The sequence below is a fragment of the Pseudomonas inefficax genome (assembly GCF_032164165.1).
Classification (GTDB): domain Bacteria; phylum Pseudomonadota; class Gammaproteobacteria; order Pseudomonadales; family Pseudomonadaceae; genus Aquipseudomonas; species Aquipseudomonas inefficax.
This window is the reverse complement of sequence record NZ_CP134401.1, coordinates 1752053-1772218: the sequence shown is the minus strand read 5'-3', so window position 1 is coordinate 1772218 and position 20166 is coordinate 1752053. Positions and strand designations below refer to the sequence as shown.

Genomic DNA, 20166 nt, shown 5'->3' with positions numbered 1-20166 from the left:
ATGAGCTCAGTGCAGTACCCGACCCGGTTGCCTTGCGGCAACCGGGTTCTTGATTTGTCGCGTACCCATGTCATGGGTATTCTCAACATCACCCCTGATTCCTTCTCCGATGGCGGGCGCTTCAATCAGCGCGACGAGGCGCTGCGTCATGCCGAAGCGATGGTTGCCGCAGGCGCCACGCTTGTCGACATCGGCGGCGAGTCCACGCGGCCGGGTGCGCGCGCGGTATCGGTGACCGAGGAGCTGGAGCGGGTGGCCCCCATGGTCGAGGCTATCAACAGCCGCCTCGATGTGGTCATCTCCGTCGATACCTCCACGCCAGCGGTCATGCGTGAAGCGGCGCGCCTCGGTGCAGGGCTGATCAACGACGTGCGTGCGCTGGAGCGCGATGGGGCCCTGGATGCCGCCGCGGATACCGGCTTGCCGGTGTGCCTCATGCACATGCGTGGCGAGCCGGGTAACATGCAGGACGACCCACATTACGAAGATGTGACCGCCGACGTTACGCGTTATCTTGAACAGCGAATGGCGGCCTGTGTTGCGGCTGGCATCGATGAAAACAGAATCATCCTTGATCCGGGCTTCGGTTTCGCCAAGACACTGGCGCACAACCTGAGCCTGTTCAAGCACATGGAAGCGCTCTATCGCCTTGGGCGCCCGCTGCTGGTGGGTGTTTCACGCAAGAGCATGATCGGCCTGACGCTGGAACGTCCGGTCGGCGAGCGGTTGTACGGCAGCCTTGCGCTGGCGGCGTTGGCCATGACCAAGGGGGCGAGCATTCTTCGTGTCCATGACGTGGCCGAAACCGTTGATGTGGTGCGCATGATCGCTGCGGTGCAAAGCGCCGAATAAGAACATTGGAGTCCCTATGAGCAGAAAATACTTTGGTACCGACGGCATTCGTGGCCGCGTCGGCGAATACCCGATCACGCCGGACTTCATGCTGAAGCTTGGCTGGGCGGCCGGCATGGCCTTCCGCAAGCAGGGCCACTGCCGGGTGCTGGTTGGCAAGGACACGCGTATCTCCGGCTACATGTTCGAGTCCGCACTCGAAGCCGGCCTGTCCGCGGCAGGCGCCGACGTAATGCTGCTCGGGCCGATGCCTACGCCGGCCATCGCCTACCTGACGCGTACCTTCCACGCCGAAGCCGGCATTGTCATCAGCGCCTCGCACAACCCGCACGATGACAACGGCATCAAGTTCTTCTCGGGCCAGGGGACCAAGCTGCCGGACGAAGTCGAGCTGATGATCGAGGAATTGCTCGACCAGCCGATGACCGTCGTCGAGTCGGGCAAGCTGGGCAAGGTTTCGCGCATCAATGATGCCGCCGGCCGCTATATCGAGTTCTGCAAGAGCAGCGTGCCGAGCAGCACCAGCTTCGACGGCCTCAAGCTGGTTGTCGATTGCGCCCACGGTGCCACCTACAAGGTCGCGCCAAGCGTGTTCCGCGAGCTGGGTGCCGACGTGACCGTGCTGCACGCCCAGCCCGACGGGCTGAACATCAACGAAGGCTGCGGCTCGACTCACATCGAATCGTTGCAGGCTGCCGTGCTGGTCGGCCATGCCGATCTGGGTATCGCCTTCGACGGTGACGGCGACCGCGTGCTGATGGTCGACCATACCGGCGCCATCGTCGATGGTGACGAGCTGCTGTTCATCATCGCTCGCGACCTCCAGGAGCGGGGCAAGCTGCAGGGTGGGGTAGTGGGCACGCTGATGAGCAACCTGGGCCTGGAGCTTGCGCTGAAGGACCTGGATATTCCGTTCGTGCGGGCCAAGGTCGGTGACCGTTACGTCATGGCAGAGCTGCAGGAGCGTGAATGGCTGGTCGGTGGTGAAAACTCCGGTCACGTCGTGTGCTGCAACCACACCACCACGGGTGACGCAATCATCGCTGCGCTGCAGGTGCTGATGGCGCTCAAGCGTCGTGGCGAAACCCTGGCGCAGGCCCGTCAGGCCCTGCGCAAGTGCCCGCAGGTGCTGATCAACGTGCGCTATGGCGCCAGCAAGGTCGACCCGCTGGAGCACCCGGCGGTCAAGGACGCCAGTGCCAAGGTGACTGATGCCTTGGCCGGCCGCGGTCGCGTGCTGCTGCGCAAATCCGGTACCGAGCCGTTGGTGCGTGTGATGGTCGAGGGCGAGGACGAAAGCCAGGTGCGCATGCACGCAGAAGCGTTGGCCAAACTGGTTGGCGAAGTTTGTGTCTGATGGCGCTTGCCAGCGCAGATAGGGTTGGGTACTATCTGCGCCCACTTTGACCGACGAGGTAAAGCATGCGTCGCCCTATGGTAGCTGGTAACTGGAAGATGCACGGTACCCGCGCTAGCGTCGCTGAGCTTACCGAAGGCTTGAGAAATCTGGCCTTGCCGAGCGGAGTGGAAGTCGCTGTGTTTCCACCAGCCTTGTTCATCAATCAAGTGATCGATGGCCTGGCAGGTAAGGAAATTACTGTCGGCGCACAGAATTCTGCAGTACTACCCGAACAGGGTGCGCTGACCGGAGAAGTTGCTCCGGAACAGCTGGTTGAAGCAGGTTGCAAGTTGGTGTTGATTGGTCATTCGGAGCGTCGCCAGATCATTGGTGAAACCGACGAAGTGCTTAATCGAAAGTTTGCAGCGGCCCAGGCCAAAGGTTTGAAGCCAGTGCTTTGCATAGGGGAAACCCTGGAAGAGCGCGAGGCCGGCAAAACGCTCGAAGTTGTCGGGCGTCAACTAAGCAGTATCATCGAAGCATTCGGTGTTAAGGCTTTTGCCAATGCAGTAATTGCCTATGAGCCTGTATGGGCCATCGGCACTGGCCTTACGGCCACGCCACAGCAGGCTCAGGATGTGCATGCAGCCATCCGCAGCCAGCTGGCGGCAGAAGATGCTGAAGTGGCTGCGAAGGTGCAGTTGCTCTACGGCGGCAGCGTGAAGGCGGCCAATGCGGCCGAACTGTTCGGCATGCCGGATATCGATGGGGGGCTCATTGGTGGGGCTTCCCTGAACGCAGACGAATTCGGTGCAATTTGTCGCGCCGCAGGAAACTGAACAAATGCTGGAAACAGTCATCGTTGTTTTTCATCTGTTGGCAGCGCTGTCGCTTGTAGTGCTGGTTCTGTTGCAACAGGGTAAAGGTGCGGAAGCAGGTGCATCTTTCGGCGCGGGTGCTTCAAATACCGTGTTCGGGAGCCAGGGCTCTGCAACGTTCCTGAGTAAATTAACTGCTATACTCGCTGCCACTTTCTTTTTGACAGCACTTGGGTTAGGATACTTCGCGAAGCAACAAGCTCACCAGCTTAGCCAAGCAGGTCTTCCAGATCCAGCAGTGCTAGAAGTGAAAGAGCCGCAGAAACCGGCAGTTAATGATGATGTACCGGTGCTCCAGCAGCAGAAGAGCGAAACCACTCCGAATGCGGGTGATGTACCTCCTCCGGCACAAGAGCAGAAGTAACGGGTTTCAAGTAGTATTGCCGAGGTGGTGGAATTGGTAGACACGCAACCTTGAGGTGGTTGTGCCCATAGGGTGTAGGGGTTCGAGTCCCCTTCTCGGTACCAATTAAAGCTTGAGAGCCCGCTTTAGCGGGCTTTCTTGCAGGTGAAGGTTCGGATTTGACCCTCGTGAGGGTTCGGTCTTATACTTTTGCCCCAGCTTTGTCGCGGGGTGGAGCAGCTTGGTAGCTCGTCGGGCTCATAACCCGAAGGTCGTTGGTTCAAATCCAGCCCCCGCAACCAGCTTCAGCGGAGCCCCTTTTCAGGGGCTTTTTGCTAACCGAACAGTTTTCGGCGTCGTTGTCCAACGGCGCTTTCAGGGATGGGCGCTTCGCCCATTTTTTATTTGCACAGCATGCACGAGGGGGTTCAGGTGTCGAGCAAGCTAGAACAGTTGCAGGCCTTGTTGGCCCCGGTTGTCGAGGGTCTGGGCTATCAGTGCTGGGGGATCGAATACGTTTCCCAGGGTAAGCATTCGGTACTGCGCATCTACATCGACAAGGAAGGCGGCATCTTGGTGGACGACTGCGAAGCGGTCAGCCGTCAGGCCAGCGCAATCCTCGATGTGGAAGATCCGATCAGCAGTGAGTACACCCTCGAGGTGTCTTCTCCAGGCATGGATCGCCCACTGTTCACTCTGGAACAGTTTGCCTCGCATGCCGGCGAACAAGTGAAGATCAAGCTGCGCTCACCCTTCGAGGGTCGTCGTAACTTCCAGGGCCTTCTCCGCGGTGTGGAGGAGCAGGATGTGGTGGTCCAGGTGGACAATCAAGAGTTCCTGTTGCCGATCGACTCGATCGACAAGGCCAATATTATTCCCAGTTTTGACTGAGACGTGCCGGGCCCGGCGGACTATCCGGGCCCAATGGCTTGCGCAAGGCGAGGCGTACGATGAGCAAAGAAGTACTGCTGGTTGTTGAATCGGTATCCAACGAAAAAGGTGTACCGCCCGGCGTCATTTTCGAAGCGCTGGAAGTGGCTCTGGCCACTGCAACCAAAAAACGTTTTGAAGACGAAGTCGACCTGCGTGTGGAAATCAACCGCCACACCGGTAGCTACGAGACCTTCCGTCGCTGGACCGTGGTCGATGAAGCCGATCTTGATGATCCGGCGATCGAGACCTGGCTCGACAAGATCAAGGACACCCACCCTGAAGCCAAGGTAGGTGACGTGATCGAAGAGAAGATCGAGTCCATCGAGTTCGGACGTATCGCCGCCCAGACCGCCAAGCAGGTCATCGTGCAGAAGGTCCGTGAGGCCGAGCGTGCCCAGGTGGTCGATGCCTACCGCGAACGCGTCGGCGAGATCATTTCCGGTACCGTGAAAAAGGTTACCCGCGACAACGTCATCGTTGACCTGGGCAACAACGCCGAGGCCTTGCTGGCCCGCGAAGACATCATTCCGCGCGAAACCTTCCGTGTCGGCGTGCGCCTGCGTGCGCTGCTGAAGGAAATTCGCACTGAAAACCGTGGCCCACAGCTGATTCTGTCGCGCACCGCGCCGCAGATGCTGATCGAGCTTTTCCGCATCGAAGTGCCGGAAATTGCCGAGGGCCTGATCGAAGTCATGGCCGCTTCCCGTGATCCGGGTTCGCGAGCCAAGATCGCCGTCCGCTCCAAGGACAAGCGTATCGACCCGCAAGGTGCCTGCATCGGCATGCGTGGTTCGCGCGTCCAGGCCGTATCCGGGGAGCTGGGTGGTGAGCGTGTGGATATCGTCCTGTGGGACGATAACCCGGCGCAGTTCGTCATCAACGCCATGTCGCCGGCTGAAGTCGCGGCGATCATCGTTGATGAAGATGCCCATGCCATGGACATCGCCGTCGCCGAGGACAACCTGGCCCAGGCCATTGGCCGTGGCGGTCAGAACGTTCGACTGGCCAGTCAGCTGACCGGCTGGACCCTGAACGTGATGACCGAGAAGGACATCCAGGCCAAGCAACAGGCCGAAACCGGTGACATCCTGCGCAATTTCATCGATGAACTGGAAGTCGACGAGGAGCTGGCCCAAGTGCTGGTCGACGAAGGCTTCACCAGCCTCGAAGAAATTGCCTACGTACCGTTGGAAGAAATGCTCAACATCGATGGCTTTGACGAGGATATCGTCAATGAGCTCCGCGCTCGAGCCAAGGACCGTTTGTTGACCAAGGCCATCGCTACCGAAGAAAAACTGGCAGACGCCCACCCGGCCGAAGACCTGCTCTCCCTCGAGGGCATGGACAAGGACCTGGCGGCTGAACTGGCGGTGCGCGGCGTGGTTAACCGCGAAGACCTGGCCGAGCAGTCGATCGACGATCTGCTCGACATCGACGGCATCGACGAAGAGCGTGCCGGCAAGTTGATCATGGCCGCCCGAGCCCACTGGTTCGAGTAATTAGGCGCGGCCTGAGGAGAGAAGTGCATGACGCAAGTCACGGTGAAAGAACTGGCCCAAGAGGTCGAGGCACCGGTAGAGCGCCTGCTGCAGCAGATGCGTGAGGCAGGTCTGCCGCACACCGACGCCGGTCAGGTAGTGACCGACAATGAGAAGCAGACCCTGCTGACTCATTTGAAGAGCAGCCACAAGAGCAAGGCGGAAGAACCGCGCAAGATTACCTTGCAGCGCAAAACCACCAGCACCCTGCGTGTCGCCGGTAGCAAGAGCATCAGCGTAGAAGTACGCAAGAAGAAAGTATTCGTGCAGCGCAGCCCGGAAGAAATCCAGGCTGAGCAGAAGCGTGAGCTGGAAGAGCGCCGCGCGGCTGAAAACGCCGCTCGCGACAAGGTCGACGCTGAAGTTCGCCAGCGCAACGAGGAGCAGGCTCGCCGTCAGGCCGCCGAAGCCCCGGCTGCCGCCCCTGCGCCTGCCGCCAAGCCTGAGGCGGCACCTGCTGCTGCCCCGGCCCCGGTAGTTGCCGACGCTCCGGCGTCCGAAGACGCCGCAGCCCGTGCTGCCGAGCGCAAGAAGGACGAAGCCCGTCGCAACGAAGGTCGCACCCGTGACGAAGACCGTCGCCGTGGCGAGGCTCCGCGCGTGTCGATCAAGGTCAAGGTCAAGGAGAAGGAAAAGGCTCCGACTCCTCGTGCCGCGCCGCGCACCACCGATGAAGAAAGCGATGGCGTACGCCGTGGCCGCGGTGGCAAGAGCAAGCTGAAGAAGCGCAACCAGCATGGCTTCCAGAACCCGACCGGTCCAGTCATTCGTGACGTGACCATCGGTGAGACCATCACCGTCTCGGAACTGGCCCAGCAGATGTCGGTCAAGGCCGCCGAAGTGGTCAAGTTCATGTTCAAGCTGGGTACCCCGGTCACCATCAACCAGGTGCTCGACCAGGAAACCGCTCAGCTGGTCGCAGAAGAACTGGGCCACAAGGTGACGCTGGTCAGCGATACCGCCCTGGAAGACTCCCTGGCCGAATCGCTGAAGTTCGAAGGTGAAGTCGAATCGCGTGCGCCGGTCGTTACCGTCATGGGTCACGTTGACCACGGTAAGACCTCGCTGCTCGACTACATCCGTCGTGCCAAGGTTGCCGCTGGCGAAGCCGGTGGTATCACCCAGCACATCGGTGCTTACCACGTGGAAACCGACCGCGGCATGGTCACCTTCCTCGACACCCCTGGCCACGCTGCGTTCACCGCAATGCGTGCCCGTGGTGCCAAGGCCACCGACATCGTCATCCTGGTGGTGGCGGCGGACGACGGCGTGATGCCGCAGACCCGCGAAGCCGTTCAGCATGCCAAGGCAGCTGGCGTTCCGCTGGTGGTCGCGGTGAACAAGATCGACAAGCCGGGTGCCGACCTCGACCGCATCCGCAACGAGCTGGCCGTCGAAGGCGTGACCTCCGAGGATTGGGGTGGTGATACTCCGTTCGTCAAGGTTTCGGCGAAGATGGGTACCGGCGTCGACGAGCTGCTCGAAGCTGTCCTGCTGCAGGCCGAGATTCTCGAACTGACCGCTACCCCGACCGCTCCGGGTCGTGGTGTGGTTGTCGAATCGCGCCTGGACAAGGGCCGTGGCCCGGTGGCGACCATCCTGGTTCAGGACGGTACCCTGCGTCAGGGCGACATGGTCCTGTGCGGTTCCAACTATGGCCGCGTGCGCGCCATGCTCGACGAGAACGGCAAGCCTGTGAAGGAAGCCGGCCCGTCGATCCCGGTCGAAATCCTCGGCCTGGACGGTACCCCGGAAGCCGGTGACGAGCTGTCCGTGGTTGCCGACGAGAAGAAGGCCCGCGAAGTTGCCATGTTCCGTCAAGGCAAGTACCGCGAGGTCAAGCTGGCCCGCGCTCACGCCGGCAAGCTGGAAAACATCTTCGAGACCATGGGTCAGGAAGAGAAGAAGACCCTCAACATCGTCCTCAAGACCGACGTGCGTGGTTCCCTGGAAGCACTGCAGGGTTCGCTGTCGGGCCTGGGCAACGACGAAGTTCAGGTGCGCGTGATCGGTGGCGGCGTCGGTGGTATCACCGAAAGCGACGCCAACCTGGCGCTGGCTTCGAATGCAGTACTGTTCGGCTTCAACGTGCGTGCCGATGCCGGCGCGCGCAAGATCGTCGAGCAGGAAGGTCTGGATATGCGTTACTACAACGTGATCTACGACATCATCGAAGACGTCAAGAAGGCCCTGACCGGCATGCTCGGCAGCGATGTTCGCGAGAACATCCTGGGTGTTGCCGAAGTCCGTGACGTGTTCCGTTCGCCGAAGTTCGGCGCCATCGCTGGCTGTATGGTCATCGAGGGTACCGTGTACCGCAACCGTCCGATCCGCGTACTGCGCGAAGACGTTGTGATCTTCGAAGGCGAGCTGGAATCGCTGCGTCGCTTCAAGGACGATGCCTCCGAAGTGCGTAACGGCATGGAGTGCGGTATCGGCGTGAAGAGCTACAACGACGTCAAGGTCGGCGACAAGATCGAAGTCTTCGAGAAAGTCCAGGTGGCTCGTACCCTTTAAGGGCGAGCGAGCCGCAAGCGCCCGCTGCAGGGCGGCTTGCGGTACCTCTTCAGGTAGCGCCCGGTCAGGCCATTGGTCTGTCCGGGCGTTTGCCGCTTTAAGTTACAGGTAGCAAGAATGGCCAAAGAATATAGCCGTACCCAACGTATCGGCGATCAGATGCAGCGCGAGCTGGCCGAGCTGATCCGTCGCGAAGTCAAAGACCCGCGTGTCGGTCTGGTTACCATCACTGCCGTCGACGTCAGCCGTGACCTGGGCCATGCCAAGGTGTTCATCACCGTCATGGGCGAGGAAACCCCGGACGCCGTCCAGCAGTCGCTGAAGGCGCTGAACAGCGCTGCAAGCTTCCTGCGTTTGCACCTGGGGCGCTCGATGCAGCTGCGCAGCGTGCCGCAACTGCACTTCCACTTCGATGAAAGTGTCAGCCGCGGTGTACACCTGTCGGCACTGATCGAGCGTGCAGTGGCCGAAGACCGCCTGCACAAGGATGCCGACAAGCCGGACGCCGAGGAGTAAGCGGTGGCTCAGGTCAAACGTATCCGCCGCAACGTCAGCGGCATCATCCTGCTCGACAAGCCGCTGGGCTTCACCTCCAACGCCGCGCTGCAAAAGGTGCGCTGGCTGCTCAATGCGGAAAAGGCCGGCCACACCGGCAGCCTCGACCCGCTGGCAACCGGCGTGCTGCCGCTGTGCTTTGGCGAAGCGACCAAGTTTTCGCAGTACCTGCTCGATTCGGACAAGGGCTACGAAACAGTCATGCAGATGGGGCAGACTACCAACACCGGCGATGCCGAAGGTGAGGTGCTGCAGACCCGCGAGGTGACCGTTGGTCGCGCCGACATCGAGGCCCTGTTGCCGCGTTTTCGTGGCCAGATCAGCCAGATACCGCCGATGTACTCGGCGCTCAAGCGTGACGGCCAGCCGCTGTACAAGCTGGCACGTGCAGGAGAGGTAGTGGAGCGCGAGGCGCGTTCTGTTACTATTGGCCGCTTGGAGTTGCTCGAGTGCGAAGGCACCCGTGCACGGTTGAGCGTAGGATGCAGCAAAGGCACCTATATCCGCACCCTGGTGGAGGATATCGGCGAGGCCCTTGGCTGCGGCGCCTATGTCGCCGAGCTGCGCAGGACCCAGGCCGGGCCCTTCGCGCTGGCACAGACGGTCACCCTCGAGGAACTTGAACAGGCCCACGCCGAAGGCGGTAACGAAGCGCTCGACCGCTTCCTGATGCCCTCGGACAGCGGCCTGCAGGACTGGCCGTTGGTGTGCCTGTCCGAGCACAGTGCGTTCTACTGGCTGCATGGGCAGGCGGTACGCGCGCCGGACGCGCCACAATTTGGCATGGTCCGGGTACAGGATCACAATGCACGCTTCATCGGTATCGGTGAAGTGAGCGAAGACGGGCGCATTGCGCCGCGTCGGCTGATTCGGTCGGAATGACCGAAACCGCGGGGCCAGGCAGTTGCCGAACCCCACGGCATCAAGGGTGGCTGTCAGTAGGCACGGTCACACCTTTTTTATTAATACAGGGATTTGTCCCTGGCCTATTGGACCCCGCATGCGGGATCCGTTATCAGGAGAAGCCAAATGGCCCTCAGCGTTGAAGAAAAAGCTCAGATCGTTGCCGAATACCAGCAAGCCGCCGGCGATACCGGTAGCCCGGAAGTGCAGGTTGCTCTGCTGACCGCCAACATCAACAAGCTGCAAGGCCACTTCAAGGCCAACGACAAAGACCACCACTCCCGTCGTGGTCTGATCCGTATGGTCAACCAGCGTCGTAAGCTGCTGGATTACCTGAAGGGCAAAGACACCACTCGTTACAGCGCCCTGATCGGTCGCCTGGGTCTGCGTCGCTAATAGCGGCCTGGCCAGTGGTGTGCATGGCGTGTCGCAAGCTTCGGCAGGGCTGTTCTGCAGCGCTGTCGTTGGACACGCCACGTGTATCTCCGAGGTTGGCAGCCTGGCAATGCTGAGCGGATTTTCCGCTTGGTGCCAGGCTCCCAGCCTCGTGTTGTATCTGGACGGTCAACGGGGCCGATTCCCTGTTCTGCCCAAGAATTCGCAAGAAACCAGTTCCCCCAGAGCCACTGAAAAAAGGTAGGAAACCGTGAACCCGGTAATCAAGACTTTCCAGTTCGGTCAATCGACCGTTACTCTCGAAACGGGCCGTATTGCCCGTCAGGCAACCGGCGCCGTGCTGGTTACCGTCGACAACGACGTCACCGTGCTGGTGACTGTGGTAGGTGCCAAACAGGCTGATCCAGGCAAGGGTTTCTTCCCGCTGTCGGTTCACTATCAGGAAAAGACCTACGCCGCCGGCAAGATCCCGGGTGGCTTCTTCAAGCGTGAAGGCCGTCCTTCCGAGAAAGAGACGCTGACCTCGCGCCTGATCGACCGTCCGATCCGTCCGCTGTTCCCGGAAGGCTTCATGAACGAAGTGCAGGTCGTCTGCACCGTGGTTTCCACCAGCAAGAAGACCGACCCGGACATCGCTGCGATGATCGGTACCTCGGCTGCCCTGGCCATTTCCGGCATTCCGTTCGAAGGCCCGATCGGCGCCGCCCGCGTTGCCTTCCACGAAAGCACCGGCTACCTGCTGAACCCGACCTACGAGCAACTGGCTGCTTCGAGCCTGGACATGGTCGTTGCCGGTACCGAATCGGCTGTACTGATGGTTGAATCGGAAGCCAAAGAGCTGACCGAAGACCAGATGCTGGGCGCCGTGCTGTTCGCCCACGTGGAATTCCAGGCCGTGATCCAGGCCGTCAAGGAACTGGCCGCCGAAGCCGCCAAGCCGACCTGGGACTGGCAGCCAGCCCCGGCCAACGTCGAGCTGATGAACCTGGTCCGTGGCGAGTTCGGCGAAGCCGTTTCGCAGGCCTACACCATCACCCAGAAGGCTGACCGCTACAACCGCCTGGGCCAGCTGCGTGACGAGGCCATTGCCCGTCTGAGCAACGAAGAGACCGGCCCGTCCGCCAGCGCCATCAAGGAAATCTTCGGCGAGCTGGAATACCGCACCGTCCGCGAGAACATCGTCAACGGCAAGCCGCGTATCGACGGCCGTGACACCCGCACCGTGCGCCCGCTGAACATCGAAGTCGGCGTACTGCCGAAGACTCACGGTTCGGCGCTGTTCACCCGTGGCGAGACCCAGGCCCTGGTCGTCGCGACCCTGGGTACCGCCCGTGACGCCCAGCTGCTGGACACCCTGGAAGGCGAGAAGAAAGACCCGTTCATGCTGCACTACAACTTCCCGCCATTCTCGGTGGGTGAGTGCGGCCGCATGGGCGGTGCCGGCCGTCGTGAAATCGGCCACGGTCGCCTGGCCCGTCGTGGCGTGCAGGCCATGCTGCCGAGCGACAGCGAATTCCCGTACACCATCCGCGTGGTTTCGGAAATCACCGAATCCAACGGTTCCAGCTCCATGGCTTCGGTCTGCGGTGCTTCCCTGGCGCTGATGGACGCTGGTGTGCCGATGAAGGCACCGGTTGCCGGTATCGCCATGGGCCTGGTCAAGGAAGGTGACAAGTTTGCCGTCCTGACCGACATCCTGGGTGACGAAGACCACCTGGGCGACATGGACTTCAAGGTAGCCGGTACCGCCAAGGGTGTTACCGCGCTGCAGATGGACATCAAGATCAACGGCATCACCGAAGAGATCATGGAAATCGCCCTGGGCCAGGCCCTGGAAGCGCGCCTGAACATCCTCGGCCAGATGAACCAGATCATCGCCCAGTCGCGTAGCGAGCTGTCGGCCAACGCCCCGACCATGATCGCCATGAAGATCGATACGGACAAGATCCGTGACGTCATCGGTAAAGGCGGCGCCACCATTCGCGCCATCTGCGAAGAGACCAAGGCTTCGATCGACATCGAAGACGACGGCTCGATCAAGATCTTCGGCGAAACCAAGGAAGCGGCAGATGCTGCCAAGCAGCGCATCCTGGGCATCACCGCCGAGGCCGAGATCGGCAAGATCTACGTCGGCAAGGTCGAGCGCATCGTCGACTTCGGTGCCTTCGTCAACATCCTGCCTGGCAAGGACGGCCTGGTGCACATTTCCATGCTGAGCGATGCTCGCGTCGAGAAAGTCACCGACATCCTGAAAGAAGGCCAGGAAGTTGAAGTACTGGTACTGGACGTGGACAACCGCGGCCGTATCAAGCTGTCGATCAAGGATGTTGCCGCAGCCAAGGCTTCGGGCGTCTGAGAATTGCCTCGCAGTAGCTCGCAGTAGAAAGAAGGGCCCCGCAAGGGGCCCTTTTTTTATGCCGGTACGGAACCTTTTGCGGACTTGCATCTTGCATGCAGGTTTATCGTGCAGATTGCAGAATGCACGACGCCGCCAGGATGGATGTTTTGCTAACCCCTTGATTTAAAAGGAAACAAGCGAAACGGCAAAGCTGGCACAGCGCATGCAACTATCCTGATACCTGACGCCAGGACATACGGCGCAGACCTTTCGATAAACAGGAGTGACTCACATGAAGAAGTTCGCCATTGCTGCCGCTACTGCTACCGCTCTGACCCTGACCATGGCCAACGGCGCGTTCGCTGCAGAGCCAACCCAGGCTCCAGTCATGTTGGCCGCGAACACCGTCGACAACGCCAAGCAGGAAGGTTCCGACACCTGGATCACCACCAAGGTGAAAGCGGACCTGCTGACTGAAAAAGGTATTCCAGGCAGCGACATCAAAGTCGAGACCAGCCAGGGCGTCGTCTCGCTGTCGTCTGACGTGGCAGTGACTCAGTCCCAGAAAGAAGAAGCCGTTCGCATTACCAAGAACATCAAAGGCGTCAAGAGCGTCATGTCCGACGGCCTGAAAGCCGAGTAAGGAATGTCCCGTCGGCCAAACGGATTTGGCCACCTTTGCTCCAGGCCCCGGCTTATTGCCGGGGCTTTTCATTGTGCGCCTAGTACACCGGATTACGCGCAACCACATCACTTTCGAAGCATTCCTGCTCGGCTATCAGCGGCTCGACCAATGGTCGGCTATCGCGAAAGTGCGCGGTTTGGGTATGCACTTCATACGCCGCGTCGTCGCGGTAGATCTCGTACAGGTAGATCACATCCGGGTCGACGCGATCTTGCGACACATCGAACACCAGGCAGCCAGGTTCGGTGGCGACGGAAGCTGCCGCATTGACCTTGATCGCATTCAGAAAGTCCTCTGCGCAGCCGGGCTTCACCCGAGTCTTGATGAACAGGCTATACACAAGTCGCTCCTTTTGTTTTAAATTCGATTATGAATTGTATACAAAAATGGAGCTTCGCCAATGTCCGAATTGCCTGTCCGCCCTGGTCGCCTGAACGGCCTGCGCCATATCGCCTTGCTGGTACCGAACCTGGAAGAGTGCGAGCGCTTCTACGTCGATGTGCTGGGCATGGAAGTGCTGAACCGCGCCAATGAAGACCTGGTGTACCTGACCTGCGGTAACGACAACCTGTCGTTGGGGCGCGGGGCCGGGGCGGCCAATGGTTTGCAGACCCTGGACCATTATGGGTTCATCGTCGATAGCGTGGAGGAGCTGGAGGCTTGGTACCAGTACTTCAAGGCCCATGGCGTGACTTTGCTGGATCGGCCGTTCAATCATGGTGACGGGGCGCGCAGCTTCCACCTGCTGGACCCGGCAGGGAACAAGGTGCAGCCGCTTTATCACCCGGCGGTGTCGGGGCAGCGGTTGGTGTGAAGCCTGTACCGGCCTCTTCGCGGGTAAACCCGCTCCCACAGGTACTGCACAAACCTTGAGCAGTGCGCGATCCCTGTGGGAGCGGGCAAGCCCGCGAAGGGGCCAGACCTGCTAGTAGAAGTTACTCAGCATCCAGATGCATCGGCGTCACCACCCGCCCATCGCTCTCGGCCTGGCCCAGGCTGGTATCGATGAAGTACACCCGGTCATCTTCCAGCTGGCCCTTGTCGACCAGGTAATCCTTGATGCTGCTGGCCCGCTCCTGGCCAAGTGTACGCAGCAGCGCGGTACTTTCGGCCCAGGACTTGATCACCGCCTCGCGCAGCTTGGCGGTGCGCTCGTCGCGGCCCAGTTGCTCCCACTCGGCAGGCGGTTGCTGTTTCAGGCGGTTACGGTAGATGCCTTCGAGCATCGCCGGTTTGTCGCTGTCGTCGACCACCAGCATCGACGCATTGGCCGGTACTTTGTCGCCGCGACGCTGCAGGATCTTGTACCAGGTGGCCTGGTACTCACGCTCCAGGCGCTGCTGGGCGATCAATGGGCCGTCGCTGGCCTGGGCGCTGGTGCCTTCGATTTCCAGGCGCAGTTCCGGGCGTTCCTTCAAGGCCGACGCCAGCTTGTCCAGCGATGCCTGGGCGTCGCCATTGAGCTCGCTGGAGCCCGGGGCGAAGGACACATTGCCCAGGTCTTCCGAGCCACCGCCGGCAACCAGCCCGCCAATGAACTTGAACGGTGCCTGCGCCGCACGCAACACCAGATTGCGCAGGGTTTGCCAGACGATCGGCATCACGCTGAACTGCGGGTTGTTGAGGTCGCCCGACACCGGCAGCTCGATCGAGATCTTGCCTTCGGTATCCTTCAGCAGCGCCACCGCCAGGCGGATCGGCAGGTCTACTGCGTCCGGGCTGTCGACCTTCTCGCCCAACTGCAACTGCTCTACCACTACCTTGTTCTCGGCCTTCAGCTGGCCATTGGTGATCAGGTAGTGCAGGTCGAGGTTGAGCCGGCCCTTGCGGATACGGAAGCCGGCGAACTTGCCAGAGTAGGGGGTGAGCGTGGTCAGCTCGACCCGCTTGAAGCTGGTGGCGATATCCAGGCTGGCCAGCGGATTGAACGGGTTCAGGGCGCCTTTGATGGTGACCGGCGCATAGCGGTCGACCTTGCCCTTGACGTCGACCTTGGCCGGCACCGGCTTGCGGTTGTCGATGGTGCCGACCCGGCCGTTGAGCTGCTGGATGGCGGTGGCGAAGTTGGGTGTGAGGGACAGGTCGGCGAAGTTGGCCGAGCCGTCGTTGATGTCGATCTGGCCGATGTGGATACCCAGCGGCTTGTCATTGCTGGCCGCGGTCGGCTTCGCCTGGCTGCTCGCCGGGGCGTCGGCCGGCTGCGGGATCAGCAGGTCATTGATGTTGGTGGTGCGGTCTTCGTTGATGATGAAGCGTGCATAGGGTTGCAGCAGTGTCACCTTGTCGATCGACAGCGCATCGCCGTGAACGTAGGACAGGCCGTCGACGTTCACCTGCTGCCATTTGACGAAGTCGCGGCTCTTGATGGTGTCGAGGGTGTGCAGCTGGCTGACCTGGGCCTTGCCGGTGACGCTGAAGGCCAGCGGTGCGGTGTTCTTCAGATCGACCTTGAGATCGCTGGCGAGCATGCCGCTGCGCAGCTCCAGCAGGATGAACGGGCTGATATAGGCCTGGGCCACCCGCAGGTCGATGTCGCGGCTGCTTACGTCCAGCTTGGCCCAGATGGGCGCCAGGTTGACCTGGCCGGCAGCCTGCAGTTTGCCTTGCTTGCCCACGCCAGTATCGAGCTTGAGGGTGAAGGGCGACTTGTTGAGGCTGTCGAAACCTTGCAGGTCGGCATTGAGCGGGCCGACATCGAGGGCCACTGGCTCCTTCTGGGTACGGTCTGCCAGGTGCACCAGGTAGTTACGCAGCTGCACATCCTTGAGCAGTACCTGCCAAGGTTTGCTCGGCTCCTTGACGGCTTGCTGTTCTGGCGTGGGCTCGGCGGTGGCTGGTTCGGCCTTTTCCTTCGGCGTGGCCTTGGCCGGCTGGCTGGCGAACAGCTTCTGCCAGTCGAGTTGGCCGTCCTTTTCCAGCGCGGCCCAGGTTTCAAGTTTTTCGCTACGGATCTTGCCCACGGTGACCAGCTGCTTGACCAGGTCGACCGAGGTTTCGCTCACTTCCAGGCTGGCCAGGCGCGCCAGCGGGCGGCCATCCGGGGCCTTGATGGCGAACGGTGCAATGCGCACCGACGCGTTGTCCAGCAGTAGCTCGGTCTGCTTGGCGAGGTTGAGCTTGTAATGAGTGTCAAGGCTGACCACGCCGTCTTCCAGCACCAGTGGTACCGCATCGCGCACGTAGGGCCAGAATGCCTTCATCCTGCCTTCGGTGATTTTCAGTGTGCCTTCAGAGGCGATCGGCGCCAGGCTCAGCGTGCCTTTCCAGTCGATGCGCCCGCCGTTGGGGCCGATGGCCACCAGGGCCATGTCGGCATTGTCGTTGGGCAGGGTGCTGAGGTTCTTCAACTCCAGGTTCATGTTGTCGTAGAGGAACTCGATCGGCTCGCTCGGGCGCAGGTCCTCGAAGTGCAGATAGCCGTCGCTGAGCTTGATGCTGCCGATGCGTAGCGGGAACGGGTCGCTGGGCGGCTCGTCAGGCTTGGCTTCGCTGGCTGGCAGCTTGAACAGGCGGGTCAGGTTGAGAGTACCGTCCTTGGCGAACAGCACTTCGTTGCGTGGCTTGACCAGTTCCACAGCGTCCAGGTGCAAGGCGCCGCTCCACAGGCTGTCGAGCGAGAGGTTGGCGTAAAGCCGATCGAAGCCGACCTGCTCCTTGCCCGGCTCGCCGATCTGCAGGCCCCACAGCGTCAGCTCGAGGCTGAAGGGGTTGAGCTCGATCCGTTCGAGGTGGGCAGGTACGGTTGCGTACTGGGCCAACTGCTGATTGGCGATGCGCAGCGCGACACCGGGAAGAACGAGAAAGCCGAGAAGGCTGTAGAGGGCTACCAAGGCCAGCAGTGCGCCAGCGGCGCGAGTCAATCCTTTGTACATGTGTCGCTTCGTCTGTCTAAGCAGGAGAGCTTGGAGTATGGCACGTTAAATCAGTTCCGCTGAGGCGACCATTCGACTTCATTCGATGCCCATGCGCCGTTTGGCACGGTGCGCCGAGCCGTCACGCATCGCCCAGCGCAGTACTGGCGCGGTGCGTTGCAGGCCCAGGCGGATCATGCGCCGCTGCAACGGGCCGTGCTGTAGCCCAAGCATGGCCTGGGCCCAGCCCGGCAGCAGGTCGATACCGGCATGCAGCATCAGCTTGCCCACCGGCTGTGCCAGGCGGCTGGGAGCGGGGGCATCGAGCAGGATGCCGACCACCTCATGGCTGCGTGCGTCGCAGTGCAACTGTGGGCGCATGCGCTGCAGGAAGTCCTCGACCTGCTGGCATGAGCGCGGCACGTCGCGGGCGCCAAGGCGCTCGGCAATCAATGCGATTTCTGCGTAGTAGGCATCCTGCTCGGCGCGCGCAAGCTGCGGGTTGCGGTAACGCAGGTGGGCGGCGAGGAAGCTGCTGACTTCCGCCACATGCACCCAGGTCAGCAGGTCCGGGTCGCTGGCCGCATACGGGCGGCCATCCGGCGCGGTGCCGGTCACCTGCAGGTGGATGGTGCGCACCTTGTCGATCAGCCACTCGGCATCGCGGGTGGCGCCGAAGGTGGTGCCGGAGATGAATTGGCTGGTACGGCGCAGGCGGCCGAGCAAGTCTTCACGGAAGTTGGAATGGTCCCACACCCCGGCCAGGGCCAGCGGGTGCAGCAACTGCAGCATGAGGGCACTGATGCCGCCGACCAGCATGCTCGGGAAGTCGCCATGTACCCGCCAGCTGATGCTGTGCGGGCCGAACAGGCCCGGGTCGCCCTTGGGCGACTCCAGGTCGAGCTGGCCGAGGGCCAGCCCGGTAAGGCTCATGACCTGGGTTTCGATGCGGCGGCGAAGGGCTTCCATGGCGACCTGTGGTTCAGGGCGGCCATGAACAGCAGCCGCCGGTTACTGGTTGAGGCGTTTGTCGATCAGGCCCTGCACCACGCTGGGGTCGGCCAGGGTCGAGGTATCGCCCAGGTTGTCCAGCTCGTTGCAGGCGATCTTGCGCAGTATACGCCGCATGATCTTGCCTGAGCGTGTCTTGGGCAATGCCGGGGCCCACTGGATCAGCTCGGGCTTGGCGAAACTGCCGATTTCCTTGCTGACCAGGGCCAGCAACTCGGCTTTGAGCGCGTCGTCCGGCGTTACGCCATTCATGGGCGTGACGAAGGCGTAAACGCCTTGGCCCTTGAGGTCGTGGGGGTAACCGACCACCGCCGCTTCGGCGACACTGTCATGCAGTACCAGCGCGCTTTCCACTTCGGCGGTACCGATGCGGTGGCCGGAAACGTTGATCACGTCGTCGATACGCCCGGTGATCCAGTAGTCGCCATCGGCGTCGCGGCGGGCGCCGTCGCCGGTGAAGTAATAGCCGGGCATCGGTTTGAAATAGGTGTCGACCATGCGCTGATGGTCGCCGTAGACGCTGCGGATCTGCCCTGGCCAACTGGCCTTGATCGCCAGGAGGCCGGCGCCGGGGCCTTCGATGAGTTTGCCCTTTTCGTCCAGCAGCACGGGTTGCACGCCGAACATGGGCTGGGTGGCACAGCCGGGCTTGAGCGACTGCGAGCCGGGCAGCGGGGTGAGCATGATGCCGCCGGTTTCGGTCTGCCACCAGGTATCGACGATGGGGCAGCGCTTTTGCCCGACTTCCTCGAAATACCACTCCCAGGCTTCGGGGTTGATCGGCTCGCCGACGCTGCCCAGCAGGCGCAGGCTCTGGCGTGAAGTGCTCTGCAGTGGCGCGGAGCCTTCGCGCATCAGCGCGCGCAGGGCGGTTGGGGCGGTGTAGAAGATGTTTACCTGGTGCTTGTCCACCACCTGCCAGAAACGTGAGGTGTCCGGGTAGTTGGGCACGCCTTCGAACATCAGCGAGATCGCGCCATTGGCCAGCGGGCCGTAGACAATGTAGCTGTGGCCGGTGACCCAGCCGACATCGGCGGTGCACCAGAACACCTCGCCGTCACGGTAGTCGAACACCACCTTGAAAGTGAGGGTGGCCTGTAGCAGGTAGCCGCCGGTGGTGTGCAGCACGCCCTTGGGTTTGCCTGTGCTGCCGGAGGTATAGAGGATGAACAGCGGGTCTTCGGCGCCCATCGGCTCGGGAACGCAGTCGTCGCCGGCCTTTTCCGTCGCCTCGTGGTACCAGAGGTCACGGTCTTCGGCCCAGGTGACCTCGCCGCCGGTGCGGCGCACCACGAATACGCTGCTGACCGCAGGGCAGCTGGCCAGGGCCTTGTCGACGTTCTGTTTCAGCGGGATACGTTTGCCGCCGCGCACGCCTTCATCGGCGGTGATCACCGTGCGGCAGTCGGCATCGAGGATACGGTCGCGCAGGGCGTCGGGCGAAAAGCCGCCGAACACCACCGAGTGAATGGCACCGATGCGGGTGCAGGCAAGCATGGCGAAGGCGGCCTCGGGGATCATCGGCATGTAGATGCACACCCGGTCGCCTTTCTTCACCCCGCGTGCTTTCAGTGCATTGGCCAGGCGGCAGACCTGACGGTGCAGTTCGCGGTAGGAGATGGCCTTGGAGTCCTTGGGATCATCGCCTTCCCACAGCAGGGCGGTCTGTTCGCCGCGTCGGGCCAGGTGGCGGTCGATGCAGTTGTAGCTGACGTTGAGCTGGGCGCCGTCGAACCAGCGGGCGTTGCCGGTCTTCAGGTCGCATTGCTGCACGCTCGACCAAGGCTTGATCCAGTCCAGGCGCTTGGCCTGTTCGGCCCAGAAGGTGTCGGGGTCATCCACCGACTGGCGGTAGAGGCGGCGGTACTCGTCGGGGGTGAGGGCGGCGGACTGGCTGACGGCCAGGGCCTGGGGGTAGTTGCGGATATCGAACATGGCGGGTGGTCCTGCTCTTGTAAGGGGCGATGGACTGCAACGGCTATTCGATAGGACAGTGTAGCTGGGAGAGGTGTTCAACCTGTACCGGC

Annotated in this window: 17 protein-coding genes and 2 tRNA genes; 15 read left to right on the top strand and 4 right to left on the bottom strand. The window is 61.7% G+C overall.

What is annotated here, in order from left to right:
* The 14 genes from folP to RIN61_RS07870 all read left to right on the top strand — a co-directional run bounded on the left by folP (position 1) and on the right by RIN61_RS07870 (position 13235).
* Positions 1–852 (top strand): dihydropteroate synthase, encoded by an 852-nt coding sequence (gene folP / locus RIN61_RS07935; RefSeq protein WP_112250011.1) that lies wholly within the window; start codon positions 1–3, stop codon positions 850–852.
* 16 nt (positions 853–868) lie between these two features.
* On the top strand, positions 869–2209 hold the full coding sequence (glmM, locus tag RIN61_RS07930) for a phosphoglucosamine mutase (RefSeq protein ID WP_215520449.1): 1341 nt from the start codon (positions 869–871) through the stop codon (positions 2207–2209).
* Between the two features lie 65 nt (positions 2210–2274).
* Positions 2275–3030: a triose-phosphate isomerase gene (gene tpiA, locus RIN61_RS07925; protein ID WP_112250013.1), complete on the top strand. Its 756-nt coding sequence runs from the start codon at positions 2275–2277 to the stop codon at positions 3028–3030.
* 4 nt (positions 3031–3034) lie between these two features.
* Positions 3035–3433 (top strand): preprotein translocase subunit SecG, encoded by a 399-nt coding sequence (gene secG, locus RIN61_RS07920; protein WP_112250014.1) that lies wholly within the window; start codon positions 3035–3037, stop codon positions 3431–3433.
* Positions 3434–3451: 18 nt separating this feature from the next.
* Positions 3452–3537 (top strand) — tRNA-Leu (locus RIN61_RS07915).
* Between the two features lie 100 nt (positions 3538–3637).
* Positions 3638–3714, top strand: a tRNA-Met gene (locus tag RIN61_RS07910).
* A 130-nt stretch (positions 3715–3844) separates the two neighbouring features.
* Positions 3845–4303 carry a ribosome maturation factor RimP gene (gene rimP / locus RIN61_RS07905; protein ID WP_003249960.1) on the top strand — a complete coding sequence of 153 codons (459 nt, stop codon included), beginning with the start codon at positions 3845–3847 and terminating at the stop codon, positions 4301–4303.
* 59 nt (positions 4304–4362) lie between these two features.
* Entirely contained in the window at positions 4363–5844 is a 1482-nt protein-coding gene (gene nusA / locus RIN61_RS07900) for a transcription termination factor NusA (RefSeq protein WP_009685349.1), read from the top strand.
* 27 nt (positions 5845–5871) lie between these two features.
* Positions 5872–8400 (top strand): translation initiation factor IF-2, encoded by a 2529-nt coding sequence (gene infB / locus RIN61_RS07895; RefSeq protein ID WP_112250015.1) that lies wholly within the window; start codon positions 5872–5874, stop codon positions 8398–8400.
* Between the two features lie 117 nt (positions 8401–8517).
* Positions 8518–8916 carry a 30S ribosome-binding factor RbfA gene (gene rbfA / locus RIN61_RS07890; protein ID WP_025340699.1) on the top strand — a complete coding sequence of 133 codons (399 nt, stop codon included), beginning with the start codon at positions 8518–8520 and terminating at the stop codon, positions 8914–8916.
* A gap of 3 nt (positions 8917–8919) precedes the next feature.
* Positions 8920–9837, top strand: a complete 918-nt coding sequence (gene truB, locus RIN61_RS07885; RefSeq protein ID WP_013974284.1) for a tRNA pseudouridine(55) synthase TruB — start codon at positions 8920–8922, stop codon at positions 9835–9837.
* A 147-nt stretch (positions 9838–9984) separates the two neighbouring features.
* On the top strand, positions 9985–10254 hold the full coding sequence (gene rpsO / locus RIN61_RS07880) for a 30S ribosomal protein S15 (RefSeq protein ID WP_003249971.1): 270 nt from the start codon (positions 9985–9987) through the stop codon (positions 10252–10254).
* 250 nt (positions 10255–10504) lie between these two features.
* Complete coding sequence (gene pnp / locus RIN61_RS07875; protein WP_215520448.1) at positions 10505–12610, top strand: polyribonucleotide nucleotidyltransferase; 2106 nt, start codon at positions 10505–10507, stop codon at positions 12608–12610.
* 274 nt (positions 12611–12884) lie between these two features.
* Positions 12885–13235, top strand: coding sequence for a BON domain-containing protein (locus tag RIN61_RS07870; protein WP_025340697.1), 351 nt, complete (start codon positions 12885–12887; stop codon positions 13233–13235).
* Between the two features lie 79 nt (positions 13236–13314).
* On the opposite strand, the gene RIN61_RS07865 is transcribed toward RIN61_RS07870, so the two are convergent.
* Positions 13315–13617 (bottom strand): heme-binding protein, encoded by a 303-nt coding sequence (locus RIN61_RS07865; protein WP_207877288.1) that lies wholly within the window; start codon positions 13615–13617, stop codon positions 13315–13317.
* A 60-nt stretch (positions 13618–13677) separates the two neighbouring features.
* On the opposite strand from RIN61_RS07865, the gene RIN61_RS07860 reads away from it, so the two are divergent.
* Entirely contained in the window at positions 13678–14091 is a 414-nt protein-coding gene (locus RIN61_RS07860) for a VOC family protein (RefSeq protein ID WP_112250023.1), read from the top strand.
* Positions 14092–14212: 121 nt separating this feature from the next.
* On the opposite strand, the gene RIN61_RS07855 is transcribed toward RIN61_RS07860, so the two are convergent.
* The 3 genes from RIN61_RS07855 to acs form a co-directional block, all read right to left on the bottom strand.
* Positions 14213–17149: a DUF748 domain-containing protein gene (locus RIN61_RS07855; protein ID WP_215520447.1), complete on the bottom strand. Its 2937-nt coding sequence runs from the start codon at positions 17147–17149 to the stop codon at positions 14213–14215.
* A gap of 78 nt (positions 17150–17227) precedes the next feature.
* On the bottom strand, positions 17228–18097 hold the full coding sequence (locus RIN61_RS07850; RefSeq protein ID WP_112250027.1) for an oxygenase MpaB family protein: 870 nt from the start codon (positions 18095–18097) through the stop codon (positions 17228–17230).
* A gap of 42 nt (positions 18098–18139) precedes the next feature.
* On the bottom strand, positions 18140–20074 hold the full coding sequence (gene acs, locus RIN61_RS07845; protein WP_112250029.1) for an acetate--CoA ligase: 1935 nt from the start codon (positions 20072–20074) through the stop codon (positions 18140–18142).
* Between the last annotated feature and the right edge of the window lie 92 nt (positions 20075–20166).

Excerpts from the sequence above, each read along its gene's own strand:
- folP (WP_112250011.1), top strand. The coding sequence starts at position 1 with ATGAGCTCAGTGCAGTACCCGACCCGGTTGCCTTGCGGCAACCGGGTT.
- glmM (WP_215520449.1), top strand. The coding sequence starts at position 869 with ATGAGCAGAAAATACTTTGGTACCGACGGCATTCGTGGCCGCGTCGGC.
- tpiA (WP_112250013.1), top strand. The coding sequence starts at position 2,275 with ATGCGTCGCCCTATGGTAGCTGGTAACTGGAAGATGCACGGTACCCGC.
- secG (WP_112250014.1), top strand. The coding sequence starts at position 3,035 with ATGCTGGAAACAGTCATCGTTGTTTTTCATCTGTTGGCAGCGCTGTCG.
- nusA (WP_009685349.1), top strand. The coding sequence starts at position 4,363 with ATGAGCAAAGAAGTACTGCTGGTTGTTGAATCGGTATCCAACGAAAAA.
- infB (WP_112250015.1), top strand. The coding sequence starts at position 5,872 with ATGACGCAAGTCACGGTGAAAGAACTGGCCCAAGAGGTCGAGGCACCG.
- rbfA (WP_025340699.1), top strand. The coding sequence starts at position 8,518 with ATGGCCAAAGAATATAGCCGTACCCAACGTATCGGCGATCAGATGCAG.
- rpsO (WP_003249971.1), top strand. The coding sequence starts at position 9,985 with ATGGCCCTCAGCGTTGAAGAAAAAGCTCAGATCGTTGCCGAATACCAG.
- RIN61_RS07870 (WP_025340697.1), top strand. The coding sequence starts at position 12,885 with ATGAAGAAGTTCGCCATTGCTGCCGCTACTGCTACCGCTCTGACCCTG.
- RIN61_RS07860 (WP_112250023.1), top strand. The coding sequence starts at position 13,678 with ATGTCCGAATTGCCTGTCCGCCCTGGTCGCCTGAACGGCCTGCGCCAT.
- RIN61_RS07855 (WP_215520447.1), bottom strand. The coding sequence starts at position 17,149 with ATGTACAAAGGATTGACTCGCGCCGCTGGCGCACTGCTGGCCTTGGTA.
- RIN61_RS07850 (WP_112250027.1), bottom strand. The coding sequence starts at position 18,097 with ATGGAAGCCCTTCGCCGCCGCATCGAAACCCAGGTCATGAGCCTTACC.
- acs (WP_112250029.1), bottom strand. The coding sequence starts at position 20,074 with ATGTTCGATATCCGCAACTACCCCCAGGCCCTGGCCGTCAGCCAGTCC.